This window comes from Hydrogenophaga intermedia (genome assembly GCF_023715105.1).
Classification (GTDB): Bacteria; Pseudomonadota; Gammaproteobacteria; order Burkholderiales; family Burkholderiaceae_C; genus Hydrogenophaga; species Hydrogenophaga intermedia_A.
In genome coordinates this window covers 272,872-298,857 of record NZ_JAMBNO010000001.1, presented here as the reverse complement: position 1 = coordinate 298,857, position 25,986 = coordinate 272,872, and the positions used below count along the sequence as shown (strand labels likewise).

The 25,986-nt window shown below is 68.0% G+C and carries 23 protein-coding genes; 6 read left to right on the top strand and 17 right to left on the bottom strand.

What is annotated here, in order from left to right; genetic code table 11:
• Positions 1 to 160: 160 nt before the first annotated feature.
• Positions 161 to 1,246 (bottom strand): tartrate dehydrogenase, encoded by a 1,086-nt coding sequence (locus M3149_RS01410; RefSeq protein WP_251707543.1) that lies wholly within the window; start codon positions 1,244 to 1,246, stop codon positions 161 to 163.
• A gap of 86 nt (positions 1,247 to 1,332) precedes the next feature.
• Here M3149_RS01410 and M3149_RS01405 point away from each other — a divergent pair, with 86 nt between their 5' ends.
• Positions 1,333 to 2,304: a LysR family transcriptional regulator gene (locus tag M3149_RS01405; protein WP_251707542.1), complete on the top strand. Its 972-nt coding sequence runs from the start codon at positions 1,333 to 1,335 to the stop codon at positions 2,302 to 2,304.
• Here M3149_RS01405 and M3149_RS01400 read toward each other — a convergent pair.
• Genes M3149_RS01400 through uvrC form a run of 3 tightly spaced genes read right to left on the bottom strand, consistent with a single transcriptional unit; the run spans position 2,261 to position 5,863 of the window.
• Entirely contained in the window at positions 2,261 to 3,121 is an 861-nt protein-coding gene (locus tag M3149_RS01400) for a DMT family transporter (RefSeq protein WP_251707604.1), read from the bottom strand. The two genes, M3149_RS01405 and M3149_RS01400, sit on opposite strands and share 44 nt — an antisense overlap.
• A gap of 49 nt (positions 3,122 to 3,170) precedes the next feature.
• Complete coding sequence (gene pgsA / locus M3149_RS01395; RefSeq protein ID WP_251707541.1) at positions 3,171 to 3,740, bottom strand: CDP-diacylglycerol--glycerol-3-phosphate 3-phosphatidyltransferase; 570 nt, start codon at positions 3,738 to 3,740, stop codon at positions 3,171 to 3,173.
• 38 nt (positions 3,741 to 3,778) lie between these two features.
• Positions 3,779 to 5,863, bottom strand: a complete 2,085-nt coding sequence (gene uvrC, locus M3149_RS01390) for an excinuclease ABC subunit UvrC (protein ID WP_251707540.1) — start codon at positions 5,861 to 5,863, stop codon at positions 3,779 to 3,781.
• 42 nt (positions 5,864 to 5,905) lie between these two features.
• Here uvrC and earP point away from each other — a divergent pair, with 42 nt between their 5' ends.
• From earP to M3149_RS01370, 4 genes are all read left to right on the top strand, one after another.
• Positions 5,906 to 6,964: an elongation factor P maturation arginine rhamnosyltransferase EarP gene (earP, locus tag M3149_RS01385; RefSeq protein WP_435370715.1), complete on the top strand. Its 1,059-nt coding sequence runs from the start codon at positions 5,906 to 5,908 to the stop codon at positions 6,962 to 6,964.
• Between the two features lie 128 nt (positions 6,965 to 7,092).
• Complete coding sequence (efp, locus tag M3149_RS01380; RefSeq protein WP_251707538.1) at positions 7,093 to 7,647, top strand: elongation factor P; 555 nt, start codon at positions 7,093 to 7,095, stop codon at positions 7,645 to 7,647.
• 61 nt (positions 7,648 to 7,708) lie between these two features.
• Entirely contained in the window at positions 7,709 to 8,587 is an 879-nt protein-coding gene (locus M3149_RS01375) for an AEC family transporter (RefSeq protein WP_251707537.1), read from the top strand.
• A gap of 20 nt (positions 8,588 to 8,607) precedes the next feature.
• Positions 8,608 to 9,483, top strand: coding sequence for a TIGR00730 family Rossman fold protein (locus tag M3149_RS01370; protein ID WP_251707536.1), 876 nt, complete (start codon positions 8,608 to 8,610; stop codon positions 9,481 to 9,483).
• Positions 9,484 to 9,540: 57 nt separating this feature from the next.
• Here M3149_RS01370 and M3149_RS01365 read toward each other — a convergent pair whose 3' ends face one another.
• The 3 genes from M3149_RS01365 to M3149_RS01355 are packed head-to-tail and all read right to left on the bottom strand — an operon-like array spanning position 9,541 to position 15,281.
• Positions 9,541 to 10,923, bottom strand: coding sequence for an efflux transporter outer membrane subunit (locus M3149_RS01365; RefSeq protein ID WP_251707535.1), 1,383 nt, complete (start codon positions 10,921 to 10,923; stop codon positions 9,541 to 9,543).
• Positions 10,913 to 14,071, bottom strand: a complete 3,159-nt coding sequence (locus tag M3149_RS01360) for an efflux RND transporter permease subunit (protein ID WP_251707534.1) — start codon at positions 14,069 to 14,071, stop codon at positions 10,913 to 10,915. The genes M3149_RS01365 and M3149_RS01360 overlap by 11 nt, the downstream gene beginning before the upstream one ends.
• A gap of 13 nt (positions 14,072 to 14,084) precedes the next feature.
• Positions 14,085 to 15,281 (bottom strand): efflux RND transporter periplasmic adaptor subunit, encoded by a 1,197-nt coding sequence (locus tag M3149_RS01355; RefSeq protein ID WP_251707533.1) that lies wholly within the window; start codon positions 15,279 to 15,281, stop codon positions 14,085 to 14,087.
• Between the two features lie 110 nt (positions 15,282 to 15,391).
• On the opposite strand from M3149_RS01355, the gene M3149_RS01350 reads away from it, so the two are divergent.
• Positions 15,392 to 16,093 carry a TetR family transcriptional regulator gene (locus tag M3149_RS01350; RefSeq protein WP_251707532.1) on the top strand — a complete coding sequence of 234 codons (702 nt, stop codon included), beginning with the start codon at positions 15,392 to 15,394 and terminating at the stop codon, positions 16,091 to 16,093.
• Here the strand turns inward: M3149_RS01350 and M3149_RS01345 are convergent.
• The 10 genes from M3149_RS01345 to M3149_RS01300 form a co-directional block, all read right to left on the bottom strand.
• Positions 16,008 to 16,349, bottom strand: a complete 342-nt coding sequence (locus M3149_RS01345) for a Na+/H+ antiporter subunit G (protein ID WP_251707531.1) — start codon at positions 16,347 to 16,349, stop codon at positions 16,008 to 16,010. The two genes, M3149_RS01350 and M3149_RS01345, sit on opposite strands and share 86 nt — an antisense overlap.
• A gap of 13 nt (positions 16,350 to 16,362) precedes the next feature.
• Positions 16,363 to 16,638 carry a K+/H+ antiporter subunit F gene (locus M3149_RS01340; RefSeq protein WP_251707530.1) on the bottom strand — a complete coding sequence of 92 codons (276 nt, stop codon included), beginning with the start codon at positions 16,636 to 16,638 and terminating at the stop codon, positions 16,363 to 16,365.
• Positions 16,635 to 17,171 carry a Na+/H+ antiporter subunit E gene (locus M3149_RS01335; protein WP_251707529.1) on the bottom strand — a complete coding sequence of 179 codons (537 nt, stop codon included), beginning with the start codon at positions 17,169 to 17,171 and terminating at the stop codon, positions 16,635 to 16,637. Before M3149_RS01335 ends, M3149_RS01340 begins: the two co-directional genes overlap by 4 nt.
• Entirely contained in the window at positions 17,168 to 18,808 is a 1,641-nt protein-coding gene (locus M3149_RS01330) for a monovalent cation/H+ antiporter subunit D (protein WP_251707528.1), read from the bottom strand. The genes M3149_RS01335 and M3149_RS01330 overlap by 4 nt, the downstream gene beginning before the upstream one ends.
• Positions 18,805 to 19,143 (bottom strand): Na+/H+ antiporter subunit C, encoded by a 339-nt coding sequence (locus M3149_RS01325; RefSeq protein ID WP_251707603.1) that lies wholly within the window; start codon positions 19,141 to 19,143, stop codon positions 18,805 to 18,807. Before M3149_RS01325 ends, M3149_RS01330 begins: the two co-directional genes overlap by 4 nt.
• A 5-nt stretch (positions 19,144 to 19,148) precedes the next feature.
• Complete coding sequence (locus M3149_RS01320; RefSeq protein ID WP_251707527.1) at positions 19,149 to 21,974, bottom strand: monovalent cation/H+ antiporter subunit A; 2,826 nt, start codon at positions 21,972 to 21,974, stop codon at positions 19,149 to 19,151.
• Between the two features lie 80 nt (positions 21,975 to 22,054).
• Positions 22,055 to 23,242 carry an MFS transporter gene (locus tag M3149_RS01315; RefSeq protein WP_435370712.1) on the bottom strand — a complete coding sequence of 396 codons (1,188 nt, stop codon included), beginning with the start codon at positions 23,240 to 23,242 and terminating at the stop codon, positions 22,055 to 22,057.
• A complete protein-coding gene (gene rmuC / locus M3149_RS01310) occupies positions 23,239 to 24,612 on the bottom strand; it encodes a DNA recombination protein RmuC (RefSeq protein ID WP_251707526.1) in 1,374 nt (457 codons plus the stop codon). Before rmuC ends, M3149_RS01315 begins: the two co-directional genes overlap by 4 nt.
• Positions 24,612 to 25,607 carry a 2-hydroxyacid dehydrogenase gene (locus M3149_RS01305; protein WP_251707525.1) on the bottom strand — a complete coding sequence of 332 codons (996 nt, stop codon included), beginning with the start codon at positions 25,605 to 25,607 and terminating at the stop codon, positions 24,612 to 24,614. The genes rmuC and M3149_RS01305 overlap by 1 nt, the downstream gene beginning before the upstream one ends.
• A 5-nt stretch (positions 25,608 to 25,612) precedes the next feature.
• Positions 25,613 to 25,960, bottom strand: a complete 348-nt coding sequence (locus M3149_RS01300; protein WP_251707524.1) for an FKBP-type peptidyl-prolyl cis-trans isomerase — start codon at positions 25,958 to 25,960, stop codon at positions 25,613 to 25,615.
• Positions 25,961 to 25,986: the final 26 nt, after the last annotated feature.

The window sequence follows — 25,986 nt, the reverse complement described above, 5'->3', positions numbered from 1 at the left end:
TCACAGACCGGTGCGTGCTCCCAAAGATTAGACCCACGTGCCGCAGAGCGTGTCAACACGACACGGGACTTTGCAGCGCGTGGGCCACGCGAGCGGCGATTCTAGTCGCACCCACGCGCGACAACGGGCGCCGCGCCCTACGGACTTTCCATGAACCGTCTCAGATGAGGGAAGCGATCGCGCGGCCGAGGTCGCTGGTGCCGGCCTTGCCTCCCAGGTCCGGGGTGCGCGGCGCGCCGCTGCCGGGCTGCAGCGCGGCTTCGATCGCGCGCAGCACGGCATCGTGCGCGTCCCGGTGCCCCAGAAAGTCGAGCATCAGCGCGCCGCACCAGATCTGGCCGATCGGGTTGGCAATGCCTTTGCCGGCGATGTCCGGCGCGGAGCCGTGCACCGGCTCGAACAGCGAGGGGTGTTCGCGGCTCGGGTTGAGGTTGGCGCTGGGCGCAATGCCGATGGTGCCGGTGCAGGCTGGGCCGAGGTCGGACAGGATGTCGCCGAACAGGTTGCTGCCCACCACGACATCGAAGAAGTCGGGCCGCTGCACGAAATGGGCGGTGAGGATGTCGATGTGGAACTTGTCCACCGTTACATCGGGATACTCTTTTGCCATGGCGGCCACGCGCTCGTCCCAGTACGGCATGGTGATGGCGATGCCGTTGCTTTTGGTCGCGCTGGTGAGGTGCTTCTTCGGTCGCGAGCGCGCGAGCTCGAAAGCGTGACGCAATACACGGTCCACGCCGTGGCGCGACATCACCGTTTCCTGGATCACGATCTCGCGCGGCGTGCCCGCGTACATGCGCCCACCGACGCTGCTGTACTCGCCCTCGGTGTTCTCGCGCACGATGACCATGTCGATCTCGCCGGGCTGGCGGGGCGAGCCATCGCGGCGCACCACGGGGGCCGTCACGCCGGGCATCAGGCGCGCAGGACGCAGGTTGATGTACTGGTCAAACTCGCGCCGGAACAGCAGCAGCGAACCCCACAGCGAGACGTGGTCGGGGACCTTGTCGGGCCAGCCCACGGCGCCGAAGTAGATGGCATCGTGGCCGCCGATGCGGTCCTTCCAGTCGTCGGGCAGCATCTGGCCGTGCTTTTCGAAGTAATCGCAACTGCTGAAGTCGAAGTGGTCGAACTGCAGGTCGATGTTGAAGCGCGAGGCCGCGGCTTCCATGGCGCGCAGGCCCTCGGGCATGACTTCGGTGCCGATGCCGTCGCCAGCGATGACGGCGATGCGGTGTTTGCTCATGGTGGTTCTCCTGAATGGCTTGACACGCACTGTATCGGTTTCATTCGCAATAATTCGTCCATTCATTATTGAACCTGGAGCAATGAATGGACCGCACCGATCTGGAGGTGGTGCATGCGGTGCACCAGCACGGCAGCCTGGCGCAGGCGGCGCAGGTGCTGGGGCTCACGCCCTCGGCCATCACGCGCCGGCTCGCGGGCCTGGAGGCCTCGCTGGGCGTGCGCCTGTTCCAGCGCACCACGCGCCGGGTGAGCGCCACGGCGGAGGGAGAGACGCTGTCGCTGCGCGCTGCCGAGCTGCTTCGCGGTTTCGAGTCGCTGGAGACCGAGTTGCGCGAACGCCAGGCCGAGCCCGCCGGGCCGATCCGCCTTGTCGCCACCTTCGGTTTCGGTCGCCTGTGGCTGGGCCCGGTGTTGGCGCGATTTCAGGCGCAACACCCGGCGGTGTCGGTCCAGTTGCAACTCACCGATCGGCTGCCTGATCTGGCCGGCGAAGGGCTGGATGGTGCGGTGTGGCTCTGGAGCGCACCACACCAACGGGCGGGCGAATGGGTGTCGCGTCGGCTGGCGCCGAACCGGCGCGTGCTGGTGGCCTCCCCCGCCTACCTGGCGGTGCACGGCGAACCACAAAGCCTGGAAGACCTGACCATGCACCATTGCCTGGTGGTGCGCGAGCACACCGACGCCGGCCCCCACCGCCACGACCACTGGGCGTTGCAGCGCGAGGGCCATGCCGAGGTTCAACGCATCACGATCGCGGGCCCCTTGTCGAGCAACTCGGGCGAGCTCGTGCGCGACTGGTGCCTGGCCGGCCACGGCATCATGCTGCGCAGCCTGTGGGACGTCGCGCACCAGATCGCCAGCGGCGCGCTGGTGCACGTGCTGCCCGACTGGAGCCACCGCGACGCCGACATCCACTGGCTTGCGCCCTGGCGAGCGCAATCGCCCAGGCGCATCCAGCTGCTGGTGGCCGCTCTGACCGAGGCCTTTCGCAGCGAGCCCTGGCGGCTGGTGCCTAGCGCGGCGCGCGCACGACCAGGCTCACGCCGAAGGCCGTGAGTGCGATGCCGGCCACCGTGAGCGCGGTGATCGGCTCGCCGAACAGCAGCCAGGCCATGAGCGCCGTGCACGGCGGCACCAGGTACATGAGGCTGGCCACGCTGGCCGCGGCGCCACGCTGGATGAGCATGTACAGCAGCGAACTGCCCCCCAGCGTGAGCCCGAGCACCGACCATGCCATCGCACCCATGAACTCACCGGTGAAGCGCATGGATTCGGCCTCCAGCAGCGCCAACGGCAAGGTCACGATGAAGGCCGCGATGAGCTGCACCGTGTTCGCTGTGCGCACATCGCACGCCTGCACATGGCGCTTCTGGTACAGCGTGCCCGCGGTGATGGCAAACAGCGCGAACACCGCGTAGGCGAGGTTCTCAGCGTTGGCCTGGTCGCCCGGGGAGCCCTCCACCAGCTTGCGCCACACCACCAGCACCAGGCCGGCAAAGCCCAGCAGCAACCCCAGCCATTGCCGGCGCGACACCTGCCCCTGAGCGCCCCCCATGGTGCTGAGCCAGATGGCGGTCAGCACCGGCTGCAACCCCACGATGAGCGCCGACAGACCCGAACCCATGCCCGCCTTCACCGCGGCCCACACGCCGCCCAGGTAGCCCGCGTGCATGAGCACGCCCACCACCGACAGGTGCAGCCATTGGGCGCGGCTGGTGGGCCACTTCACGCCGGCCCACACGATCCACGGCAGGAAACACAGGATGGACAGCGCATAGCGCATGGCCAGGAACGACAGCGGCGGTGCGTGCGGCATGCCGTAGCGCGCGACGATGAAGCCCGTGCTCCAGATCAGCACGAACACCCAGGGCATGGCGCGCAGCCAGCCGTTGTTTTGCGGGGAAGCGGTCACGGAAGCAGGGTCAGCGCGAGCGCGCACGGATCTCGGGAATGGCCTTCTGCAGGTAATAAACCATGGACCACACCGTGAGGACGGCCGAGATCCACAACAGCCAACTGCCCCACAGGCGCGTGTCGACCAGGCCGAGCAGGCGGCCGTCGTACAGCAGGAAGGGAATGGCAATCATCTGCACCATGGTCTTGACCTTGCCGATCATGTGCACCGCCACGCTCTTGGTGGCGCCGATGATGGCCATCCACTCGCGCAGTGAGGAGATCGCGATCTCGCGGCCGATGATGATGAGCGCCGCGAACACGTCTGCGCGGTCCATGTGCACCAGCACCAGCAGGCTCGCGCACACCAGAAACTTGTCGGCCACCGGGTCGAGGAAGGCACCAAAGGCCGAGGTCTGGTTGAGCTTGCGCGCCAGGTAGCCGTCGGCCCAATCGGTCAGCGCAAAGACGATGAACATCGCGGTGGCGATGACGTTTTGCTCCACTGGCGAGAGCGAGTCCAGATAGAACACCCCCACGATCAGCGGAATGGCCACGATGCGGGCCCAGGTCAGCAGGGTGGGGAGGTTGAAGAACATGGGGGGATTATGCGGGGTGGCCTGCAAGCGGCGATCCATCAATGCAGTGCGCGATAGATCGTCTCGGCCAGCTCGCTCGATATCCCCTCCACCGTCGCCAGGTCCTCCACACTCGCCGCAGCCACGCCGCGCACGCCGCCGAAGCGTTGCAACAGGCGGGCGCGCTTCTTGGGGCCGACACCGGGGATGTCTTCGAGCTGGCTGCCACCGGTGCGCACCTTGGCGCGCTGGGCGCGCATGCCGGTGATGGCGAAGCGGTGCGCTTCGTCGCGGATCTGAGCCACGAGCATGAGCGCGGCGGAGTCGCTGCCCAGGTACACCTTGGGGCGGCCGTCCGCGAACACCAGTTCTTCCAGCCCCACCTTGCGGCCCTGGCCTTTCTCCACGCCGACGATGATGGACAGGTCCAGGCCCAGTTGCTGGAACACCTCGCGGGCCACACCCACCTGGCCTTTGCCGCCGTCGATGAGCACGATGTCGGGCAAGCGCGGCCCGGCCGTGGGCATCTTGTCGCTGGCCTGGTCAACGACCTCGACCTCCCCCTGCACCTCGGCCGGTGAGATGGGCGGGGCAGCCGCGGGCAGCGCGCCCTCACCGGCCTCGGCCCGCAACGCTTCGGCGATGCGGCCGTAGCGCCGCGTGAGCACCTGGCGCATCGCGGCGTAGTCATCGCCCGGGGTGATGCCCTCGATCTTGTAGCGACGGTACTGGGTGTTCTGCAGTTTGTGGGCCTCGAACACCACGCACGAGGCCTGCGTGGATTCGCCTGCGGTGTGCGAGATGTCGAAGCATTCGATGCGCAGCGCGTCCAGCTCGTCGTCGGGCAGTTGCAAGGCCTCGGCCAGCGCGCGCGTGCGGGCCTGCTGACTGCCCTCCTCGGCCAGCAGGCGTGCAAGCGCGATGCCGGCGTTTTGCTGTGCCATCTCCAGCCAGCGGCGACGGTGCTCGCGCGGGTTGTGCAGCGCGTGCACCTTCTGTCCGGTCTGTTCGGTGAGCGCCTCCAGCAGGGGCTTGCCCACGGCGTGGCTGGTGATGAGCACCGGCGGCATGGGAGCACCCAGGTAGTGCTGGGCGATGAAGGCCTCGAGAACGCGCAACGCCGTCCGCTCGGCGGGGTCGGTCGCGGCCGCGTCGTCCCGCGGGCTCGCGTGCACATCGGCGTCCTCGGCGCCTTGCGACAGCAGTTCCTCGATCGCGCTGGCGTCGTCCACGTGCGCGGGGAAGTACGGCCGGTCGCCCAGGTGGCGGCCACCCCGCACCATCGCCAGGTTCACACAGGCGCGCCCGCCCTGCACCTTCACCGCCAGGATGTCGACATCCTGGTCGGTGCCGGTCTCCATGCTCTGCTGGTGCAGCACGCGCGAGAGCGCCGTCATCTGGTTGCGGATCTCGGCCGCCTGCTCAAACTCCAGCTTCTCGCTGTGCGCCAGCATGCGTTGCTCCAGCGCCTGCAGCACGGCCTGCGTTTCACCCCGCAGGAAGCGCTCGGCGTTGGCGACGTCGTGCAGGTAATCGGCTTGGTGAATCAGGTCCACGCAGGGGCCGCTGCAGCGCTTGATCTGGTACAGCAGGCAAGGCCGCGTGCGGTTGGCGAACACCGTGTCCTCGCAGGTGCGCAGCTTGAACACCTTCTGCAGCAGCTGGATGGATTCCTTCACCGCCCAGGCGCTGGGGTACGGGCCGTAGTAGCTGTGGCGCTTGTCCACCGCACCGCGGTAATAGGCCATGCGCGGAAACAGGGTGGCCGGCGTGGTGCTGCGCCCGGCCGAACGCGCGGCGTCGCGCGTGCCGGTGATCTTGAGGTAGGGGTAGCTCTTGTCGTCACGGAACAGGATGTTGAACCGCGGGTTGAGCGTCTTGATGAGGTTGTTCTCGAGCAGCAGCGCCTCGGCTTCGCTGCGCACCACGGTGGTCTCCAGCCGCACGATGCGGCTCACCATGTGCCCGATGCGCGTGCCGTCGTGGTTCTTCTGGAAGTAGCTCGACACGCGCTTCTTGAGGTTGCGCGCCTTGCCCACGTAGAGCAGCTGGCCCTGGGCGTCGAAGTAGCGGTAGACACCCGGCAGCGCGGGCAGCGCCGCCACCTCGCCCAGCAATTGTTCGGAATGCGCTTCGTCGGCCATGGGCGCGTATTGTGGCGCGCAGCGGCGCCGCGCTGCGGCAAGATGGCGGCCATGGACAAGCCCGTGTGGGATCTTTTCTGCCGCGTGATCGACAACTTCGGCGACGTCGGCGTCTGCTGGCGCCTGGCGGCGCAGCTCGGTGCGCGCGGCCACGCGGTGCGGCTCTGGATCGACGACCCGAGCGCGCTGGCCTGGATGGCACCCGAGGGCACGCACGGCGCGCCGGGCGTGCAGGTGCTGTCGTGGCACGAACCGTTCGATCTGCACGGCCAGGCGCCGGGCGCGGTCTGGATCGAGGCCTTCGGCTGCGAGCTGCCCGAGGCCTTCGTGGCCGCGCGCACGGCCGAGCCGGTGTGGCTCAATCTCGAGTACCTCAGCGCCGAGGGCTTCGTGCAGCGCCAGCACGGCCTGCCCTCGCCCGTGATGAGCGGGCCGGGCCGTGGCCTGACCAAATGGTTCTTCCACCCCGGCTTTGCCGACGGCACGGGCGGGCTGCTGCGCGAGGACGACCTCGCGGCACGCCAGGCCGCATTCGACCGCAACGCCTGGCGCGCTTCCCACGGCCTGCTGCCCGACGAGCGCCTGGCGGTGCTGTTCTGCTACGAACCCCCGGCGCTGCCAGAGGTGCTGGCGCAGGCCGAGGCCCACTGGCTCGTCACGCCCGGGCGCGCCGCGGCCGCCAGCCATGGCCTGCCACTGGCGCCCGGCGCGCGCCGCCAGACCCTGCCCTACCTGGCCCAGCCGGCGTTCGACGAACTGCTCTGGGCCAGCGATCTCAACTTCGTGCGCGGCGAGGACTCGCTGGTGCGTGCGCTGTGGGCTGGCCAGCCGTTCGTGTGGCACATCTACCCGCAGCACGACGACGCGCACCACGCCAAGCTGCAGGCATTTCTCGACTGGCTGGATGCGCCGGCCAGCCTGCGACGCCTGCACGCGTGCTGGAATGGCATCGGGATGGCCGACCCGGCGCAACGGCCGGTGTGGCCGGGCTGGGCGGTGGTGGACGGGTGGCGCGAGGCGGTGCAGACGGCCCGCGCGCGCCTGCTCGCCCAGGACGACCTGGCCAGCCAGCTCACCGCCTTCGTGGCCCGAAAAAGGTAAAATCGCGGGCTTTGTGATCGTTGGCCCGAACCGGGAGGTGCGGGGCCACGGCCGGCGGGCATCACGCCCGGGCCATCCGCTCACGCCTGTACGCCCGGCCAACGGGCAACCACCACTGGAATCCCGTTATGAAAATCGCCCAGGAAATCCGCGCCGGCAACGTGATCATGCACGGCAAGGACCCGATGATCGTGCTGCGCACCGAATACGCACGCGGCGGCCGCGGTGCCGCCACCGTGCGCATGAAGCTCAAGGGCCTGCTCGGCAACATCGGCACCGAAGTCGTCTTCAAGGCCGACGACAAGATGGACCAGATCATCCTGGACCACAAGGAGTGCACCTACTCCTACTTCGCCGACCCCATGTACGTCTTCATGGACGCCGACTACAACCAGTACGAAGTTGAAGCTGAAAACATGGGCGACGCCCTGAACTACCTCGAAGACGGCATGGCCGTCGAGGTGGTGTTCTACGAAGGCAAGGCCATCTCGGTCGAACTGCCCACCAGCGTGGTGCGCGAGATCACCTGGACCGAACCCGCCGTCAAGGGCGACACCTCGGGCAAGGTGCTCAAGCCCGCCAAGATCGCCACCGGCTTCGAAGTGCCCGTGCCGCTGTTCGTGAGCCAGGGCGACAAGATCGAGATCGACACGCGCACCGGCGAATACCGCAAGCGCGTCTGATCGCACACATCCGTCGAAAGACACGAAGGGCTCCACACGGAGCCCTTCTGCATTGCGCCCCATGGAACTCATCGCCCGCATCGCCGACGTCATCATCCCGGTGTTCCTGATCGTGGCCATCGGCTACGGCTACGCGCGCCGCAAGCCGGTGGATCTGAGCAGCTTCAACCGCATTGCGCTGGACGTGCTGGCGCCGCTGCTGGTTTACTCCGCGCTGGCCTCGCGCGACTTTGCACTGGGGGACCACGTGCCGCTGTTGATCGGCGGGACCGTGCTCATCCTGGGTAGCGGTTTGCTCGCCTGGCCGCTGGCGCGCGCGTTCGGGGCCCAGCCGCGCACCCTGGTGCCGGTGGCCATGTTCAACAACTGCGGCAACATGGGTCTGCCGCTGGCGCTGCTGGCCTTCGGGCCGCAGAACTTCGGTGCCGCGGTGGCACTGTTCTCGGTCAGCAACCTGCTGCATTTCTCGCTCGGCGCGCGCATCACCAGCAGCGCCGCGCGCACGCGAGACCTGCTCACCAGCCCGCTGATGATCGCCACCCTGCTCGGCTTCCTCAGCGCCGCCACGGAACTGCGGCCGCCGCCGGTGCTGCTGTCGGGCCTGAAACTGCTGGGCGACGCCTCGCTGCCGCTGATGCTGTTTGCGCTGGGCGTGCGGTTGACCGCGCTCACGCGCTCGGGCATGGCACTCGGCCTGCTGGGCGCGCTGGCGCGCCCGATCATCGGGCTGGCGATCGGCATTCCACTGGTCTGGGCCCTGGGGCTGGAGGGCGCAGCACGGGGGCAATTGCTGCTGTTCGCAGCCCTGCCGCCCGCCGTCATCCAGTACATGCTGGCCGACCGATACCATCAGGAACCCGAGAAGGTGGCCGCCTCCATCATGGTCGGCAACGCGCTCGCGGTGGTCTTCGTGCCACTGGCGCTGGCCATCGGTTTGTGAACAGGCTCAAGAGAAACACCATGGAAGCCCATCAGGACATCACCGAACGACGCCTGGCCGACGCCTGGGCAGAACTGCAGGCCCACGCCGACAGCGGGCACCCGCTGCAGGCCGACGCCTACCGACTTGCCTTTGCCGACCCGGAGTTCCTGTTGCGACGCGAAACGCGCGGCATCCGGTTCCAGCTCGAAATGCTCAAGCCCGATCTGGCACAGCAGCAGCTCGGCATCGAGAACACCATTGTGGTGTTCGGCAGCGCGCGCTTTCGGGAACGCAGCGAAGCCGATGCCGCGCTCGCCAGCGCCGAAGCTTCGGGCGACGCGCGCGCGATCGCACGCGCCCAGGCGCTGGTGCGCAACGCCCACTACTACGACCGTGCGCGCGAGTTCGCACGCCTGGTGGCGCGCTACAGCGCCAAGTGCCCGAGCCAGGACAAGCTGTTCATCTGCACCGGCGGCGGCCCCGGTGTGATGGAGGCCGCCAACCGCGGCGCGCACGACGAAGGCGCGCTGACCGTGGGCCTGAACATTGCACTGCCGCACGAGCAGGCAGCCAACCCATACATCTCACCCGAGCTGAGCTTCAAGTTCCACTACTTCGCGCTGCGCAAGATGCACTTCATGATGCGCGCCAAGGCGCTGCTCGCCTTCCCGGGCGGCTTCGGCACGCTCGACGAGCTGTTCGAGGTGATCACACTGGTGCAATGCAAGAAGGCCAAGCCGGTGCCCATCGTGCTCTATGGCACCGACTACTGGAAGCGCCTGATCAACCTCGACGTGCTGGTCGAGGAAGGCACGATATCGCCCGAGGACCTGCAGCTCTTCGAGTACGTGGACGACCCACAGGCGGCGTGGGACGCGATCGTGCGCTTCTACGGCCTGCCAGCGGTGGACTGAGCGGGGGGGCATCACGCCTTTCCACCCCGGCCCGCCCACGGGGTCACCCACGCGGCCTCACTCCTGCCAACCGCCTCCCAGCGCCGCGTAGAGTGCCACGCGGTTCTGCTGCAGGGCCAGGCGTGTCTGCGCCTCGGCCTGTTGTGCCGCGAACAGCGAACGCTGTGCGTCGAGCACGTCGAGGAAGCTCGCGACACCACTGCGGTAGCGCAGCTCGGCCAGGCGCAAGCGGTCGGTCTCGGCCGTCACCTGGTCGCGCAACGCCTGCAGCTGATCGGCCAACGTGGCGCGGCCGGCCAGCGCATCGGCCACCTCGCGGAAGGCGGTCTGGATCGCTTTCTCGTACTGGGCGATGGCGATGTCGCGCGTCGCCTCGGCCGCCTCGAGGCCCGCGCGATTGCGCCCGGCGTCGAAGATCGGCAGCAGCGCCTGCGGACTCAACGTAAAGCCCCAGGAGCCGTCCTTGAACAGGCCCGAGAGCTCGCTGCTGGCGGTGCCCACGCTCGCGGTCAGCGAGATGCGGGGAAAGAAGGCCGCACGCGCAGCGCCGATGTTGGCGTTGGCCGCGATGAGGGCCTGCTCGGCCTGCAGGATGTCGGCACGGCGGGTGAGCAAGTCCGACGGAAGGCCCGCAGGCACGTCGGCGAGCAGCGCTGCGTCGCCCTCGGCCACCTGCAGCAACTCGGCGGGCACGCTGTCGCCCACCAGCAGGTTGAGCGCATTCGCGTCGAGAGCGCGTGCGCGCTGCTGCTGCGCAAAGGCCGCACGGGCGGTGGCGGCGAGCGATTCGGCCTGGCGCAGGTCCAGTGCAGAGGTGGCACCGTTGTCGAAGCGCAGCTTGGTCAGGCGCAACGAATCTTCACGCGAGGCCAGCGTCTGGCGTGTGATCGCCAGCAAGGCCTCGTTGGCCTGAAGGCTCAGCCAGCTGCTGGCCACCGCGGCGATCAGGCTGGTCTGTGCCGCGTTGCGCGCCTGCTCACTGGCCAGGTACTCGGCCAGCGCGGCTTCCTTCAGCGCGCCCAGGCGGCCGAAGAAATCGATCTCCCAGGCGCTCATGGCCAGGCCCACGCTGTAGCTGCTCTGGATGCCGCCATTGCCGTCGGGCTGGCGGTTGCCGCTGGCGGCCGCGTTGATGGTGGGGAACTGGTTGGCGCGCTGGATCTGGTACTGCGCGCGCACGCGCTCGATGTTGAGCGTGGCCACGCGCAGATCGCGGTTGTTGGCCAGTGCGCGCTCGATCAGCGTGCGCAGTTGCGGGTTCTGTACAAAGGCACGCCAGTCGGTATCGGCGGCGCTGCGTTGCTCGGGCGTGTCCGCGGCCAGCGGAAACACCTGCGGCACGGGTGCGGCGGGGCGCTCGTAGGTCGGGATCATCGAGCAGCCGGCCAGCAGCAGGGCCGCCAGCAACGGGCTCAGGTGGGCGGTGAGATCACGATTCATCGCTGTAGGCTCCATGCGCGCGTGCGCTTTCGAGATCGCGCTGGTGCTGGCGTTCGCTGCCCTTGAACAGGCGCCGCACCACGACGAAGAAAAGGGGCACGAAGACGACGGCCAGCAGGGTGCCGGTGATCATGCCGCCGATGACACCGGTGCCGATGGCACGCTGGCTCGCCGAGCCCGCGCCGGAGGCGATGGCCAGCGGCACCACGCCGAGCGTGAAGGCCATCGAGGTCATGATGATCGGGCGAAAGCGCAGCCGCGCCGCGGCCAGCGCGGCCTCGAACACCGTCTTGCCCTGGGCCTGTACGTCCTTGGCGAACTCGATGATCAGGATCGCGTTCTTGGCCGACAGGCCGATGATGGTGATGAGGCCGACCTGGAAGTACACGTCGTTCTCGTAGCCCCGCAACAAGGTGGCCAGCAGCACGCCGAGCACGCCCAGAGGCACCACCAGGATCACGGACAGCGGGATGGTCCAGCTCTCGTAGAGGGCAGCCAGGCACAGGAACACGGCCAGGATGGCAAAGGCGTAGAGCACCAGCGCCTGCGAACCCGCCAGCTTCTCTTCGCGCGAGGTGCCGGTCCATTCGTAGCCGAAACCTTGCGGCAGTTGCGCGGCCAGGCGCTCCATCTCGGCCATGGCCTCGCCCGTGCTGCGGCCCGGCGCGGCCGAGCCGGTGATGCGAACCGCCGGGTAGCCGTTGTAACGCACGGTCTGCATCGGGCCCTTGATCCACTTCGTGCTCGTGAACGCCGACAGTGGCACCGCCTGGCCGCGGTTGTTCACCACGTTGAGCTCCAGCAGATCGTCCGGCTGCATGCGCGCGGGCGCATCGGCCTGCACGATCACGCGCTGCAGCCGCCCGCTGTTGGGGAAGTCGTTGACGTAGCTGGAGCCCAGGGCCGTGCCGATGGCGTTGCTGATGGCATCGAAGCCCACCCCCAGCGCCTGCGCGCGATCGCGGTCGATGTCGAGCTGCAATTGCGGCGCATCCTCCAGGCCGTCAGGGCGCACCTGGGCAAGCAACGGGCTTTGCGACGCCAGTTGCAGCAGTTGTCCTCGTGCCTGCAGCAGCGCGTCGCGGCCCAGCCCGGCGCGGTCCTGCAGCCGGAAGCTGAAGCCGGAGGAAGAACCCAGCTCCGGAATCGGCGCCGGGCTCAGCGGAAAGATGAAGGCATCGCGAATGCCGGAGAGCGCACCGAAGGCGCGTCCCGCCAGGGCCTGTGCCGAACTGCCAGGCTCGGTGCGCTCGCTCCATTCCTTCAACGTGATGAAGGCCAGCGCCGCGTTCTGCCCCTGGCCGGCGAAGCTGAAGCCCAGCACGCTCACCATGCTCTGCACCTCCGGTTGGTCGAGGATGTAGTCTTCCACCTGCTCCATCACCGCCAGCGTGCGCTCGCGCGTGGCACCGGGGGGAAGTTGCACGTTGACCAGCATGGTGCCCTGGTCTTCCTGTGGCAGGAAGGAGGTGGGCAGGCTGCGATAGACCCAGGCCGCGGCGGCGCCGATGATCAGGTAGATGATGAGCATGCGTCCCGCACGCGGCAGCACCGCCCCGACGAAGCCGGTGTAGGCGTTGGTGGTGCGCGCAAAGCCGCGGTTGAACCAGCCGAAGAAGCCCTTTTTCTCGACGTGGTGGCCTTTGGCCACTGGCTTGAGCAGCGTGGCGCACAACGCAGGCGTGAGCGACAGCGCCATGAAGGCAGAGAAGGCAATCGAGACGCCCATGACCGCCGCAAACTGGCGGTAGATGTTGCCGATGGAGCCGGCAAAGAACGCCAGCGGCACGAACACCGCGATCAGCACCACCGTCACGCCGATGATGGCGCCCGAGATCTGGCCCATGGCCTTGCGCGTGGCCTGCAAGGGCGGCAAGCCTTCCTCGCTCATGATGCGCTCGACGTTCTCCACCACCACGATGGCGTCGTCCACCACGATGCCGATCACCAGCACCATGCCGAACATGGTGAGCACGTTGATCGAGAATCCCATGGCCAGCAACGTGGCGAAGGTGCCCAGCAGTGCCACCGGTACCACGATGGTCGGGATGATGGTGTAGCGCAAGTTCTGCAGGAACAGGAACATCACCAGGAACACCAGCGCCACGGCCTCCAGCAGCGTGATCGCGACCTGCTCGATGGAGATCTTCACGAAGCGCGAGCTGTCGTAGGGGATCACCCAGCTCATGCCTTCGGGGAAGAAGCGTTCCAGCTCGGTGAGCTTGGCGCGCACCGCGTCGGCCGTGGCCAGCGCGTTGCCACTGGGCGAGAGCTGCACGCCGATGCCGGTGGAGGGCTTGCCGTTCAGGCGCGCCGAGGTGGCATACGCCTGCGCACCGAGTTCGATGCGCGCCACGTCCTTCAGGCGCACGGTGGCGCCGCTGGTGTCCGAGCGCAGCACGATGTTGCCGAACTGCTCGACCGAGCTGAGCTGCCCGCTCACCACCACGGTGGCCGAAATGCCCTGGCCCGCGACGTTGGGCAACGCGCCGATCTCGCCGGCCGAGACCTGTGCGTTCTGGGCGCGGATGGCGGCGGTCACGTCGGCTGCGCTGAGGTTGAATCCGAGCAGCTTCGCCGGGTCGATCCAGATGCGCATGGCACGCTCGGTGCCGAACAGCTGCGCCTGGCCCACACCCGGCACGCGCTGGATCTCGGGCAGCACGCTGCGCGTGGCGTAGTCGCCCAGCGCCACCGGGTCCCACTTCGGGTCGTCGCTGGTGAGGATGGCAAAGAGCAGGAAGTTGCTGCGCGACTTGTCAACGCGCACACCCTGCTGCGTCACCGCCGCCGGCAAGCGCGGTGACGCACGCGAGAGGCGGTTCTGCACATCCACCTGCGCGAGGTCGGCATTGGTGCCGGGCTGAAAGCTCAGCGTGATCGAGCCGGTGCCGTTGGCCTGCGCCACCGACTCCATGTAGATCAACCCGGGCGAGCCGTTCATCTCCTGTTCAATGATGGAGAGCACGGAGTCTTCCAGCGTCTTGGCCGACGCACCGGGGTAAGTGGCGCTGACCACGATGGACGGTGGCGCCACGGGCGGGTATTGCGCGATCGGCAACTGGGTGATGGACACCGCGCCCAGCACCATGATGAAGAGCGCGATCACCCACGCGAAGATGGGACGGTCGATGAAGAAGCGGGCCATGTGCGGGCGTCCTTCAGCTCGACTTCACGGCCGGTGCGCCTTCGCCGGGCCGCGTCCACGGCACTGGCTTGACAGGGGCGCCCGGTCGCATCTTCTGGAAGCCGTCCACCACGACACGCTCGCCTGACTTGAGGCCATCCAGAACCACCCACTGTGCGTTCTGTTCGCCGCCCAGCGTGACATTGCGCGTGGTCACCTTGCCTTCGCCATCGACCACCATCACCGTGTCGCCTTGCGCGCTGCGCGTGACCGCCTGCTGCGGCAACAGCACCGCGTCGCTTGCCGTGGCCTGCTCGATGCGCACGCGCACGTACAGGCCGGGCAGCAACTGGCCTTCGGGGTTGGGGATCTCGGCGCGCAGGCTCACCTGGCCGGTCGTGCTGTCCACCGTGAGGTCGGAGAACAGGAGCCGGCCTTCAAGACGGTACACGCTGCCATCCTCGAGCACCACGCGCACCCGGGCCACGTCCTTGCCGGTGCCCTTGAGTTGGCCGCCTTCGAACGCACGACGCAAGCGATAGACCTCGCCCACCGACTGCGTGAAGTTCACGTACATGGGGTGAATCTGCTGGATCACCGCCAGCTGCGTGGCCTCACCCTGCCCGACCAGCGCGCCCTCGGTCACCAATGCCCGGCCGATGCGCCCGCCGATCGGTGCCGTGACGTTGGCGTAACCCAGGTTGATCTCGGCCGTGCGAACCGCGGCGCGGCCGGCGGCCACGTCGGCCTCGGCCTGCTTCTGCGCCGCCTGGGCGTTCGCGTACTCCTGCTGGCTGATGGCGTTCTCTTTGACCAGCGGCGCATAGCGCTCGGCCAGCGCGCGTGCCTGACCGAGGTTGGCCTCGGCACGTGCCAGTGTGGCCCGCGCGCTCTGCAGCGCGGCCTGGTAAGGCGCCGGGTCGATCTGGAACAGGCGCTGGCCCGCTTTGACTTCGCTGCCTTCGCGGAACAGGCGCTGCTGAAGGATGCCGGCTGCGCGGGCACGCACCTGCGCCACGCGAGAGGCCTCCAGGCGCCCGGGCAACTCGTTGATCAGGCCCACATCGCCGGGTTGGACCGTGATGACGCCCACTTCGGGCGGCGGCGGTGCCGCGCCAGCGCCCTGGGCGGGCGCTTCGGACTTGCCGCAAGCGGCGAGGGCAAGTGCGATGGCGAGGACAACAAGGGTGCGGGCCGCACGCGGGTGCGGCAAGGCGAGAGACGTTGGCATGGGGAATGACCTCGGGTTCGGCAGGCTTCGAACGAGGGAGACGAGTATACATACGCGAATGTATGTATATTTACAGCTTTGTAATCCCCCCGCCCTGTCGTATCCCATTCATGGTCCGCCGCACGAAAACCGAAGCCCAGGAAACAAGGAACCGGCTGCTCGACGCCGCCGAGCGCTTGTTTCAGGCCAAGGGCGTGTCCAGCACCACGCTGGCCGACATTGCCACCGCTGCCGGGGCCACGCGCGGCGCCGTGTACCACCACTTCCGCGACAAGGCCGACCTCTTCAACGCCATGATGGCGCGCGTGACGATGCCGCTGGAGGCGTCGCTCGCCGAGGTCGGACAGATGGCGCCGGCGCAGGACGATCCGCTGCACGCCTTGCGCGAATCGATGACCCGCGCGCTGCGCCAGACCGCAACCGATGAGCGCACGCGCCGCGTGTTCGAGGTGGCCACGCACAAGGTGGAGTACACCGACGAAATGCAGGCCGTGCGAGAGCGCCACTTGCGCGTGCGCAACGAGTGCATGGCCATGACGCGTGCCGCGTTGCGCGAGGCGGTGCGGCGACAGGGCGTCACTCTGCCGGTGCCCCTGGCCACGGCCGCGCTCGGCCTGCATGTGATGGTGGATGGCCTGATCCAGAACTGGCTGCTCGACCCCGGCGCGTTCGACCTCGTCAAGAACGGGCGCCAAACCATGGACGCCTACCTGCAGGGCCTCGGGTTCAGGGCGCAGGCCGCTCAGGCACCACGTCGGGCGGCAGTTTCGCGCGCGAAGGCAAGGCCAGGTGAAGCGCTGCCTGTGCCATGAGGTTGGCCGATACCGGTGCCGTCACGAAGACGAAGAGCGTGATCAGCAACTCGGGCACCCCGAGCCGGCCCTGCGCCGCACCCACCAGGATGGATGCCAGCAACACACCACCGACGCCCAGCGTCGACGCCTTGGTCGGAGCATGCAGGCGCATGAAGAAATCGGGCAGGCGGATCAGGCCGATCGCGCCCACCAGGATGAAGAAGGCCGCCACCAGCACGAGCGCGGCCGCCAGCCATTCGATCACGGGGTTCATCGCGCTTGCTCCTTCATTCGACGACGTCGCCGCGGGTGAGGTATCGCGCCAGCGCCACGGTGGACGCGAAGCCCAGCATGGCGATGATGAGGGCGGCCTCGAACAGCAGCGGCGTGCTCCAACGCATGCCCAGCATCACCACCAGCGCCACCGCGCTCAGGTAAAGGGTGTCGATGGCAAGAATGCGGTCGGTCACCTCGGGGCCGCGCAGGAGGCGCCAACCACAAAGCACCATGGACAAGGCCACGGCCATGCTGCCGATGTCAATGGCCAGATTCAACACACTCATGGCGATGCCTCCACCACACCGAAGATGCGCAGCAGTGGCGCCTCGTAGCGCGTCTTCATGTCGTCGATGGCAGCCTGGGCATCATCGCAATCCAGCGCGTGCACCCAGATGACCTGCCGGCTTTCATCCACCACGGCTGACACGGTGCCGGGCGTGGTGGTGATGATGCTGGCAAACAGCGCATTGACGCGCTCGTGCCCGCTGGCCAGCGGCACCGCGAGCCACGCTGGTTGCGGCTTGCGCATGGGGCCGAGCACGATGCGTGCCACCGTGATGTTCGACTTCACGATGTCCCACAGCACGACGAGGGTGAGACGCAGCGCGGCGCCCCACCGCACCCGCGAACCCCTGGGTGGCACGAATCGGTGCAGCAGGCGCGGCACGATCAGCCCAAGCAGCGCGGCCGACAGCAGGTGCACCGGCTCCAGGCTGCGCGAGAGCGCCAGCCAGCTCGCCGCCAGCAGCAGCGAGAGCACGGGATGGTCGAACCAGCCAGTGCGGCTGGCCGTGGACTTGTCCTCGGCAGTGGTCATGGTTGCTCCTTCGCAGCGCCGCCCGGAGCGCGCTGGCCGTCATAGGGTCGCGTGGTCGGCTGTGTCACGGCCTCCTCGCCGAGCACCGCGCGCACATAGGCCATGGGGTCGGCGAGTTGGGTGGCCGCGGCGTCGGTGTAGCGCTTGATCGGCGAGGCGAACACCGCCATCGCCACCGTCAACGCCATGAAGGCCCAGGCGGCCGCCAGCATGGGGCGGCTCGCGCCGGACACATCACCATCGGCGGGTGCTGGCTGCACATGCCAGAACACCACCACGCCGGCACGGGCCAGGCCCACGATGCTGAAGAAGCCGACCAGCAGAACGATGCTCCAGACCCAGGCCTGCGCCGCCAGGCCGGCCGCGCTGTCCAGAATCATGAGCTTGCCCAGGAAACCCGGTAACGGCGGCAGCCCGGCCGCCGAGGCCGCGCCGAACAGCATCATCAGCCCCAGCAAAAGCGGCTCGCGCACGGCGTTGGCAGGTTGCAGTCGATCACAGGCGGTCCCGCGCTGCGCGGCCATGAGTTCGACCAGCAGGAACAGCCCGGCCATCACGATCGTGCTGTGAAGCGTGTAGTAGAGAGCGGCCGACAGCGTGGCCGGACTGAACAACCCGACGCCCGCGAGGATCGTGCCCACCGAGGAGACGGTGAGGTAGGCGACCAGCCTCCCCATGGAATGCGCGGCCAGTGCACCGAGCACGCCGAGCACGCTCGTGGTGAGCGCGGCAGGCAGCAACCAATCCTGGGCAACCAGCGCAGCCCCGCCGGCCTGCTCGCCGAACACACTCCAGTGAACGCGGATGATGCTGTAGGCGCCCACCTTGGTCATGATGGCGAACAACGCCGCCACCGGCGCGCTGGCCGCGGCGTAGGTGCCGGGAAGCCAGAAATACAAGGGCACCAGCGCCGCCTTGAGGCCGAACACCACCAGCAGCAGCAGCGCGGCAGCGCGCGCGAACGCCACACCATCGCCTTGCAGCTGCTGCAGGCGCAGCGCCACGTCGGCCATGTTGAGTGTGCCGGTGGCCGCGTACAGCATGGCCAGGCCGATGAGGAACAGGCCGGACGCCGTGAGGTTGAGCACCACGTAATGCACGCCCATGCGGAAGCGCTCGCGTCCCTGTCCGTGCACCAGCAGCACGTAGGAGGCGATCAGCAAGACCTCGAAGAACACGAACAGGTTGAACAGGTCACCCGTGAGGAAGGCGCCGCTCAGGCCCATCAATTGGAACTGGAACAACGCGTGGAAGTGGCGTCCCCGGCTGTCCCAGCCACAACTGGCGTACCAGAGCACGGGCAGCGCCACCAACTGGGTGAGCAGCACCATCAGGGCAGACAGCCGATCAAGCACCAGGGCGATGCCGTAAGGCGCCGGCCACTCGCCCAGCCGGTAGACCAGGATGTCTCCCGTGGCGGCGTGCATCACGAGGCCGATCGACATCAGCAGGCCCAGCGACACCGAGAGCAGCGACAGGCGCCTGCGCCAGCGCAGCCGGGCATCGTCGTGCCCGCCACCCTGCCCCGCCATGCCCCCCGAGTCGCCAATGAGCAACAGGGCCACGGCCGTGAACAGCGGCAGCAGCACCGACAGCACCGGAGCGTGCTGCAGCCAGAAAGCGGTGATCGCGCTCATCGCTCACGCCCTCCGGGTTCCTGGCCATCGACGTGGTCGCTGCCGCTCTCGTGACGGCTGCGCAGGGCCAGCTCGATCACGAGTCCGGTGGTCGCAAAACCGATCACGATGGCCGTCAGCACCAGCGCCTGCGGCAGCGGGTCGGCGACCGCGCCCTCGCCCACGAGAATCGGGTTGGCGTTGAACCACAGCCGCCCCATCACGAAGATGAACACGTTGACCGCGTAGCCGAACATCGACAAACCCAACACCACCGGAAAGGTTCGGCCACGCAACATGAGGTAGACGCCGGCGGCGGTGACGACGCCGATGCCGCTGGCGAGCAGGAATTCCATGCTGATCATGGCGTGCTCCGGGGCGCGCCGGCAGGTGCCTCGCGCGAGACGGTGCCCAGCACCGAGATGGTCAGCAACGTGGACCCCACCACGGTGAGGTACACACCCAGGTCGAACGCGGCCGCCGAGGCGAAGGGCAGCTCGCCCAGCAGCGGCACATGCGGATGGCCGTGCGCGCTGGTGAGAAACGGCCGGCCGAGCACGAAGGCCCCCACGCCGGTAAGGCCGGCGATACCCAGGCCGGCACCGATCCAGCGCACGAAGCGCCGCCCGCCACCGGCCCGCAGCAGCAGTTCCGCGCGCGCCTGCCCCATGGCCATGAACTGCAGCACCAGCGCCACCGCGGTGATCAGGCCCGCGATGAAGCCGCCACCCGGGAGGTTGTGCCCACGCATGAAGATGTAGACCGAAAACACCAGGGCCACCGGCAGCACCACGCTGGCTGCCATGCGCAGCAGCAGCGGCTGGCGCGCAAAGGTCCAGGCGCGCCCGTCAGGGTCGGTGGTTCCGCGGCGCGTGCGCAGCCCGTCCATCAGCGCAAGCACGCCCACCGCGGCGATGCCGAGCACGGTGATCTCGCCAAAGGTGTCGTAGCCGCGGAAATCGACCAGGATGACGTTGACCACGTTGGTGCCGCCGCCCTTGGGGTAGGACTGCTCCAGGAAGTACCAGGAGATCGAATCGTGCCCGCGCGTAAGCAACCACCAGGCCGCCACCGCCACCGCGGCGCCCACGGCAAGTGCCAGGCCGGCATGCCACGCCCGCCGCACGGCGGGCGTCTCGCGCGGCGAGTGCTGCGGCAGCAGCGCCAGGCCCATGAGCAGCAGCACCGCCGAGACCACTTCGACCGACAACTGCGTGAGCGCGAGATCGGGTGCGGAGAGGCCGACGAACGTGAGCGAGACGATCAGGCCGACCACGCCGACCAGCACCACGGCGCGGAACCGCTGGTGGTGCGTGAGCACCAGCGCCAGGCAGGCCGCGAGCAGGAGTGCCCACACCACCAGCGCGAGCGGCGTGGCCGGCAGCGTTGCTCGCTCGCCAGTGCCGATGCCGCTGCCCACCAGCGGTGAGGCAGCGAGCACCAACGCCGCCACCAGAAAGCAGGCCACATACCGCTGCAGCGAGCCGTTTTCCAGCCGCTCGGTGACGCGCCCGGCCAGGCCGAAGAGCCCATCGATGGCACCCTCGAAAATGCGCCGTCCCGTGGCCCACCCAAACCACACTTCGCTCTGGATGCGGTGCAGGCGCCGACCCGCCGCCAGCCACAGGTACAGGCCCCCACCCGCCGCGAGTGCGATCACGCTCATCAGCAGCGGCAGGTTGAAGCCGTGCCAGAGCGAAAGATGGTACTCAGGCAGCGGGCGCCCGGCAAGCGCGGTGGCCGCCACGTGCACCAGCGGTCCGAAAGTGACCGCGGGCAGCAGGCCCACCACAAGGCAGATCAGCACCAGCAGCATCGACGGGGCCTTCATGCCCAGCGGCGGCTCATGCGGGTGTGTGTTCGGCACATCACCCAGCGGGCCGTTGAAGAAGGTGTCATGCACCAGCCGAAGCGAGTAGGCGACGCTGAAGATGCCGCCGAGGGTGACGGCCAGCGGCACCAGCAGGTGCCACAGGCCGCTGGTGCCGTTCACGGCCTCGGTGAAGAACATCTCCTTTGACAGGAAGCCATTGGTGAGCGGCACGCCAGCCATCGACGCTGCCGCAATCATGGCGAGTGTGGCCGTCCAGGGCATGAGCGCGAACAGGCCGCCAAGCTGGCGCATGTCGCGCGAATGCGTCTCGTGGTCGACGATGCCCGCGATCATGAACAGTGAGGCCTTGAAGCTGGCGTGGTTGAGCACGTGGAACACTGCCGCCACTGCGGCCAGTGGCGAGCCGAGCCCGACCAGGAAGGTGATCAGGCCGAGGTGGCTCACGGTGGAATAGGCCAGCAGGCCCTTGAGATCGTGCTTGAAGATCGCAATGAAGGCAGCGAACAGCATGGTCACGAGGCCCGCCGTGCCAACGATGACCTCGAAGTGGCCGGTGCCCGCCAGCACCGGGTACAGCCGCATGAGCAGGAACACACCCGCCTTCACCATGGTGGCCGAGTGCAGATAGGCAGAGACCGGCGTGGGCGCGGCCATTGCATCGGGCAGCCAGAAGTGAAACGGGAATTGCGCGCTCTTGGTGAAGCAGCCCACCAGGATGCACAGCAGCGCAGGCACGAAACGCGGGTCGGCCTGGATGGTGGCCACCTGCGAGAGCATGCCGCTGATGTCGTACGTGCCCGCGATCTGGCCCAGCAACACCACGCCGGCGAGCATCACCAGGCCACCGCCACCGGTGACGGCCAGTGCCTGGCGCGCGCCGGCGCGCGCGTCGGCGCGGTGGCTCCAGTAGCCCACGAGCAGGAACGACGACAGGCTGGTGAGCTCCCAGAACACCACCAGCAGCAAGAGGTTGTCCGACAGCACCACGCCCAGCATGGCGGCCATGAACAGCATCATCTCGCTGAAGAACTTGGCCACCGAGTCCTTCGCGCTCAGGTACCAATGGGCGTAGGTGACGATGAGCAGGCCGATGAACAGGATCAGGCCCGCGAACATCAACGACAGGCCATCAAGGCGCAGGCTGAGGTTCAGGCCAAGTTCCGGCACCCACTCCCAACGGTTGAACACGGTCTCGCCCCGCATCACGGCCGGGGCCTGCGACAGCAACGCGGCCAGGCTGGCCAACGTCACCGCGAACGCGGCCAGGGCGGTCAAAGGACGGGACTTGTTCCCCAACCACAGGGGGAGCAAGGTACCCAGCAGCAGAGGCAGCAGGATGGTGATCAGCAGCACGGTGTCTCTCTCGGGTCAACCTGCGATCGTAAACGCAGCGTCCTTCCGCCCCGCTGACAACGCGCTGAAAGCCCGGGAAATCAGGATTCCAGGGTTGACACCGGTGCCGGGCCGCCCGCCGGCGGGCGCAGCCGCCAGGCGATCGGCGAGGCCGAGCCGATCGCAGCACCCACGATCCAGAAAACGCCCGCCACCCCAAGCAGGGCGCCGGTGGAGCCGAACAGAAGCGGCATCACCACGCTCGATCCATTGATGGCCATGGCACGCAGGCCCAGCGCTTCACCGTGCCGGTGCGGCGGCGTCATCTGGTGCAACGTGCTCATGATCATGGGCTGCACCGAGCCCAACGCCAGACCGAGCAATACCGACAGACCCGCCATTGACCACGCCGCATGCGCCAGCGGGTAGAGCGCAAAGAGCAGTGCCGTGCAGACCATGGCGGTGGCAATCACGGCCGACTCGCGCAGCCGGGCCGCCACCCAGGGCAGGATCAGGCGGATCGCAGTGGCAGCCAGCGCGAAGGCGCCCAGGATGGTGCCGATGGCAGTGGCACTCAGGCCGCGCTCGTGGCCGATCACGGGCACCAGAAAAGTGTGCACGTCCCAGCACGATGACAGCATCCAGTTCAAGACCATGAGGCGGCGAAAATCGGGGTTGCGCAGCAAGTCCCAGGACGAGCGCTTGCGACCATCCGCGGGCTGCGGCGCGCTCGGCAACTCCTGCGTGCGCCGTACCCACCACCAGGCCAACCAAGGCAGCGATGCCAGCAACAGAAAGGCCCAGCGAAAGCCCGCGGCGTCGATCAGCAAGCCGGCCAGCAGCGGCCCGAGGAAGTTGGAGATCGAAGGACCAACCGCCATCCAGCTGAACACCTGGCGCAGTTCGGTGGCGTCGTGGGCGAGCCGGCCCACGTGGCGTTGCAGCGCGATCATGGCAATCCCGCTGGCCGCACCGCAAGCCGTGGCCGAAAGGCACAGCACCCAGAACGCCGGCCAGGCCACCGCCAGCATGGCTCCGGCGCTGGCCACGGCCACCGCCACCCGCACGGGGTGGCGCAAGCCGTGCCGATCGGCAAAGCGGCCGGCGGGCAAGGCCAGCACAGCGGGCGAGACGGCGAACAAAGCCAGCAGCACGCCCACCGACAAGGCGCTGTGACCCTCTCGCAGCGCCATCAGCGGCGCGGCCATGCGAAAGCCCGTCATGCACGCGTGCACGCAGATCTGCGAGCCGATCAGGCGCACGAGATCCACACGCAAGCGGGGGTTCAAGGTGCCTCGGAGGGGTCGTTGTCGAGCGGCAGCAAGGCGCTGCTGCGCTCCTGCGGCAGCGCCTCGACGGTCTTGAGCGCACGGCCCATGGCGCGGCTGCGCACCTCGGCGGCTTCCAGCGTGTTGAGCACGGTCTGCGTCTGGCCTTTCACCTTGGCCAGCACGTCGCCGAACTTGCCGAACTCGGTCTTGACCGCGCCCAGCACCTGCCAGACCTCGCTGCTGCGCTTTTCCAGCGCGAGCGTGCGAAAGCCCATCTGCAGCGAGTTGAGCATGGCCATGAGCGTGGTCGGGCCGGCCAGCGTGACGCGGTGCTCGCGCTGCAGCAGTTCCATCAGACCGGGGCGGCGCAACACCTCGGCATAGAGGCCTTCGGTGGGGAGGAACAGGATGGCAAAGTCCGTGGTGTGCGGCGGCTCGAGGTACTTCTCGGCCATGGACTTTGCTTCCAGGCGGATGCGTTGTTCCAGTGCCCTGCCCGCGGCCTCGGCGCCCTCCACATCGGCGCGCTGTTGCGCATCAAGCAGCCGCTCGTAGTCCTCGTTCGGGAACTTGGCATCGATCGGCAACCAGCACGGCGCACCGTCATCGCCGCGGCCGGGCAGGCGCACCGCGAAGTCGACCACGTTGCGGCTGCCCGGTCGCGTGGCCACCTGGGTGGCGTATTGGTCGGGCGCGAACACCTGCTCCAGCAAGGCGGCAAGTTGCGCCTCGCCGAACATGCCCCGCGTCTTCACGTTGGTGAGCAGATGCTTCAAATCCCCCACACCCTGCGCCAGCGTCTGCATCTCGCCCAGGCCCTTGTGCACCTGCTCCAGGCGGTCGGCCACCTGCTTGAAGCTCTCGCCCAGGCGCGCCTGCAAGGTGCTCTGCAGCTTCTCGTCAACCACCGCGCGCATCTCGTCGAGCTTGGCCGCGTTGCCCTGCTGCAACTGCGTGAGCTGGGCATCGAGCGTGGTGCGGATTTCGGCCAGGCGTCGCGCGTTGGCCTCGCTCATGTCCTGCAACTGGCGCGTGAGCGCGTCGCCCAGCGCGCCGCGCAACTGCACCAGTTGCTGCGCGAAGCCATCGAGCTGCGCGTTCTGCGTGCGCGTGGTTTCGGCCGACTGCGCGGTGAGCGATTCCTGGAAGCGAGCAAGGCTTTGCTGCTGCTCCTGGCGTGCGGCGCGCGCGTTGTCGGCCACCTCGCGGCGCAATTCGCCCTCCACGTGCTCCACGCGCTGCACAACCTGCTGCAGTTGTGCCAGCACGGCCTGGCGGTGCGCCAGTTCGGTGGCGTCGGGCGCCGGCTGACGGCGCAGCAGCAACACCTGCAACAGCACGGCGATGACCGCCAGCGCCAACAGAACCAGCAGCAGCCAGGAAGCCATCACGGGCGAGCGCCCTTTCCGATGATGTCGGCGTTGAGCGGGGTTCGCGGCTGGCCGGTGGTGAGGTAGTCGATCACATTGTCGGCCGCCAGCATGGCCATGGCGCGGCGCGTCTGGATCGTGGCGCTGGCGATGTGCGGCGTGAGCACCACGTTGGGCACGGTGAGCAGATCAGGGTGGACCTTCGGCTCGCCTTCGAACACGTCCAGGCCGGCAGCCGCAATGCGCCGCTCCTTCAGCGCCGCCGCAAGCGCCGCATCGTCCACGATGCCGCCGCGTGCGATGTTGGTGAGCGTGGCCGTGGGCTTCATCTGCGCGATCTCGGCCGCGCCAATGGCATGGTGGCTCTCGGCGCTGTAGGGCAACACGAGGATGAGGTGATCGGCCTCGCGCAGCAGCGTGGCCTTGTCCACGTAGCGCGCCTTGCATTCGGCCTCGGTGGCTGCGTCCAGCCGCGAGCGGTTGTGATAGATCACCTTCATGCCAAAGCCGTGCGCGCCGCGGCGCGCGATCGCCTGGCCGATGCGGCCCATGCCCAGGATGCCCAGCGTGCTGCCGTGCACCTCTGCGCCCGCAAACATGTCGAGCGCCCAGCGGTTCCACTGGCCGGCGCGCAGAAAGTGCTCGCTCTCGGTGAGGCGGCGCGCGGTGGCCATGAGCAGTGCAAAGCCGAAATCGGCGGTGGTCTCGGTGAGCACGTCGGGCGTGTTGGTGGCCAGCACGCCCGCGGCACTCAGCGCGGGTACGTCGAAGTTGTTGTAACCGACCGCGATGTTGGCCACGATGCGCAGTTGCGGACAGGCACCCGCCACAGCGCCGTCGATGCGTTCGCTGCCGGTGGTGAGTGCACCCACCTTGCCTTGCAGACGCTCGATGAGTTGCGCCGGTGAAAGAACGCCGTCAGCGTCGTTGTGATCGACGTCGAAATGCTGGCGCAGGTGTTCCACCACGTCGGGAAATACCTTGCGCGTGATGAGGATGGCAGGACGGGTCATTTCGTTCACACCGCGAGCAGGTCGACTTCGAACAGCAGCGTGGCGTTGGGCGGGATCACGCCGCCGGCGCCGCGCGCGCCGTAACCCAGCTCGGGCGGAATCACCAGCCGGCGCGTGCCGCCAACCTTCATGCCTTGCACGCCCTCGTCCCAGCCGCGGATGACGTGGCCCATGCCGAGGGGGAATTCGAACGGCTGGCCACGGTCCTTGCTGGAATCGAACTTGCGGCCGGCCACGCCGTCCTGGTAGAGCCAGCCGGTGTAGTGCACCTGCACCGGGCGGCCGGCGCGGGCTTCATCGCCCTGACCGAGCGTGGTGTCTTCGTACTGCAGGCCGCTGGGGGTGGTGATCATGGTCGTCTCCTGTGGTGTTGAAGGGT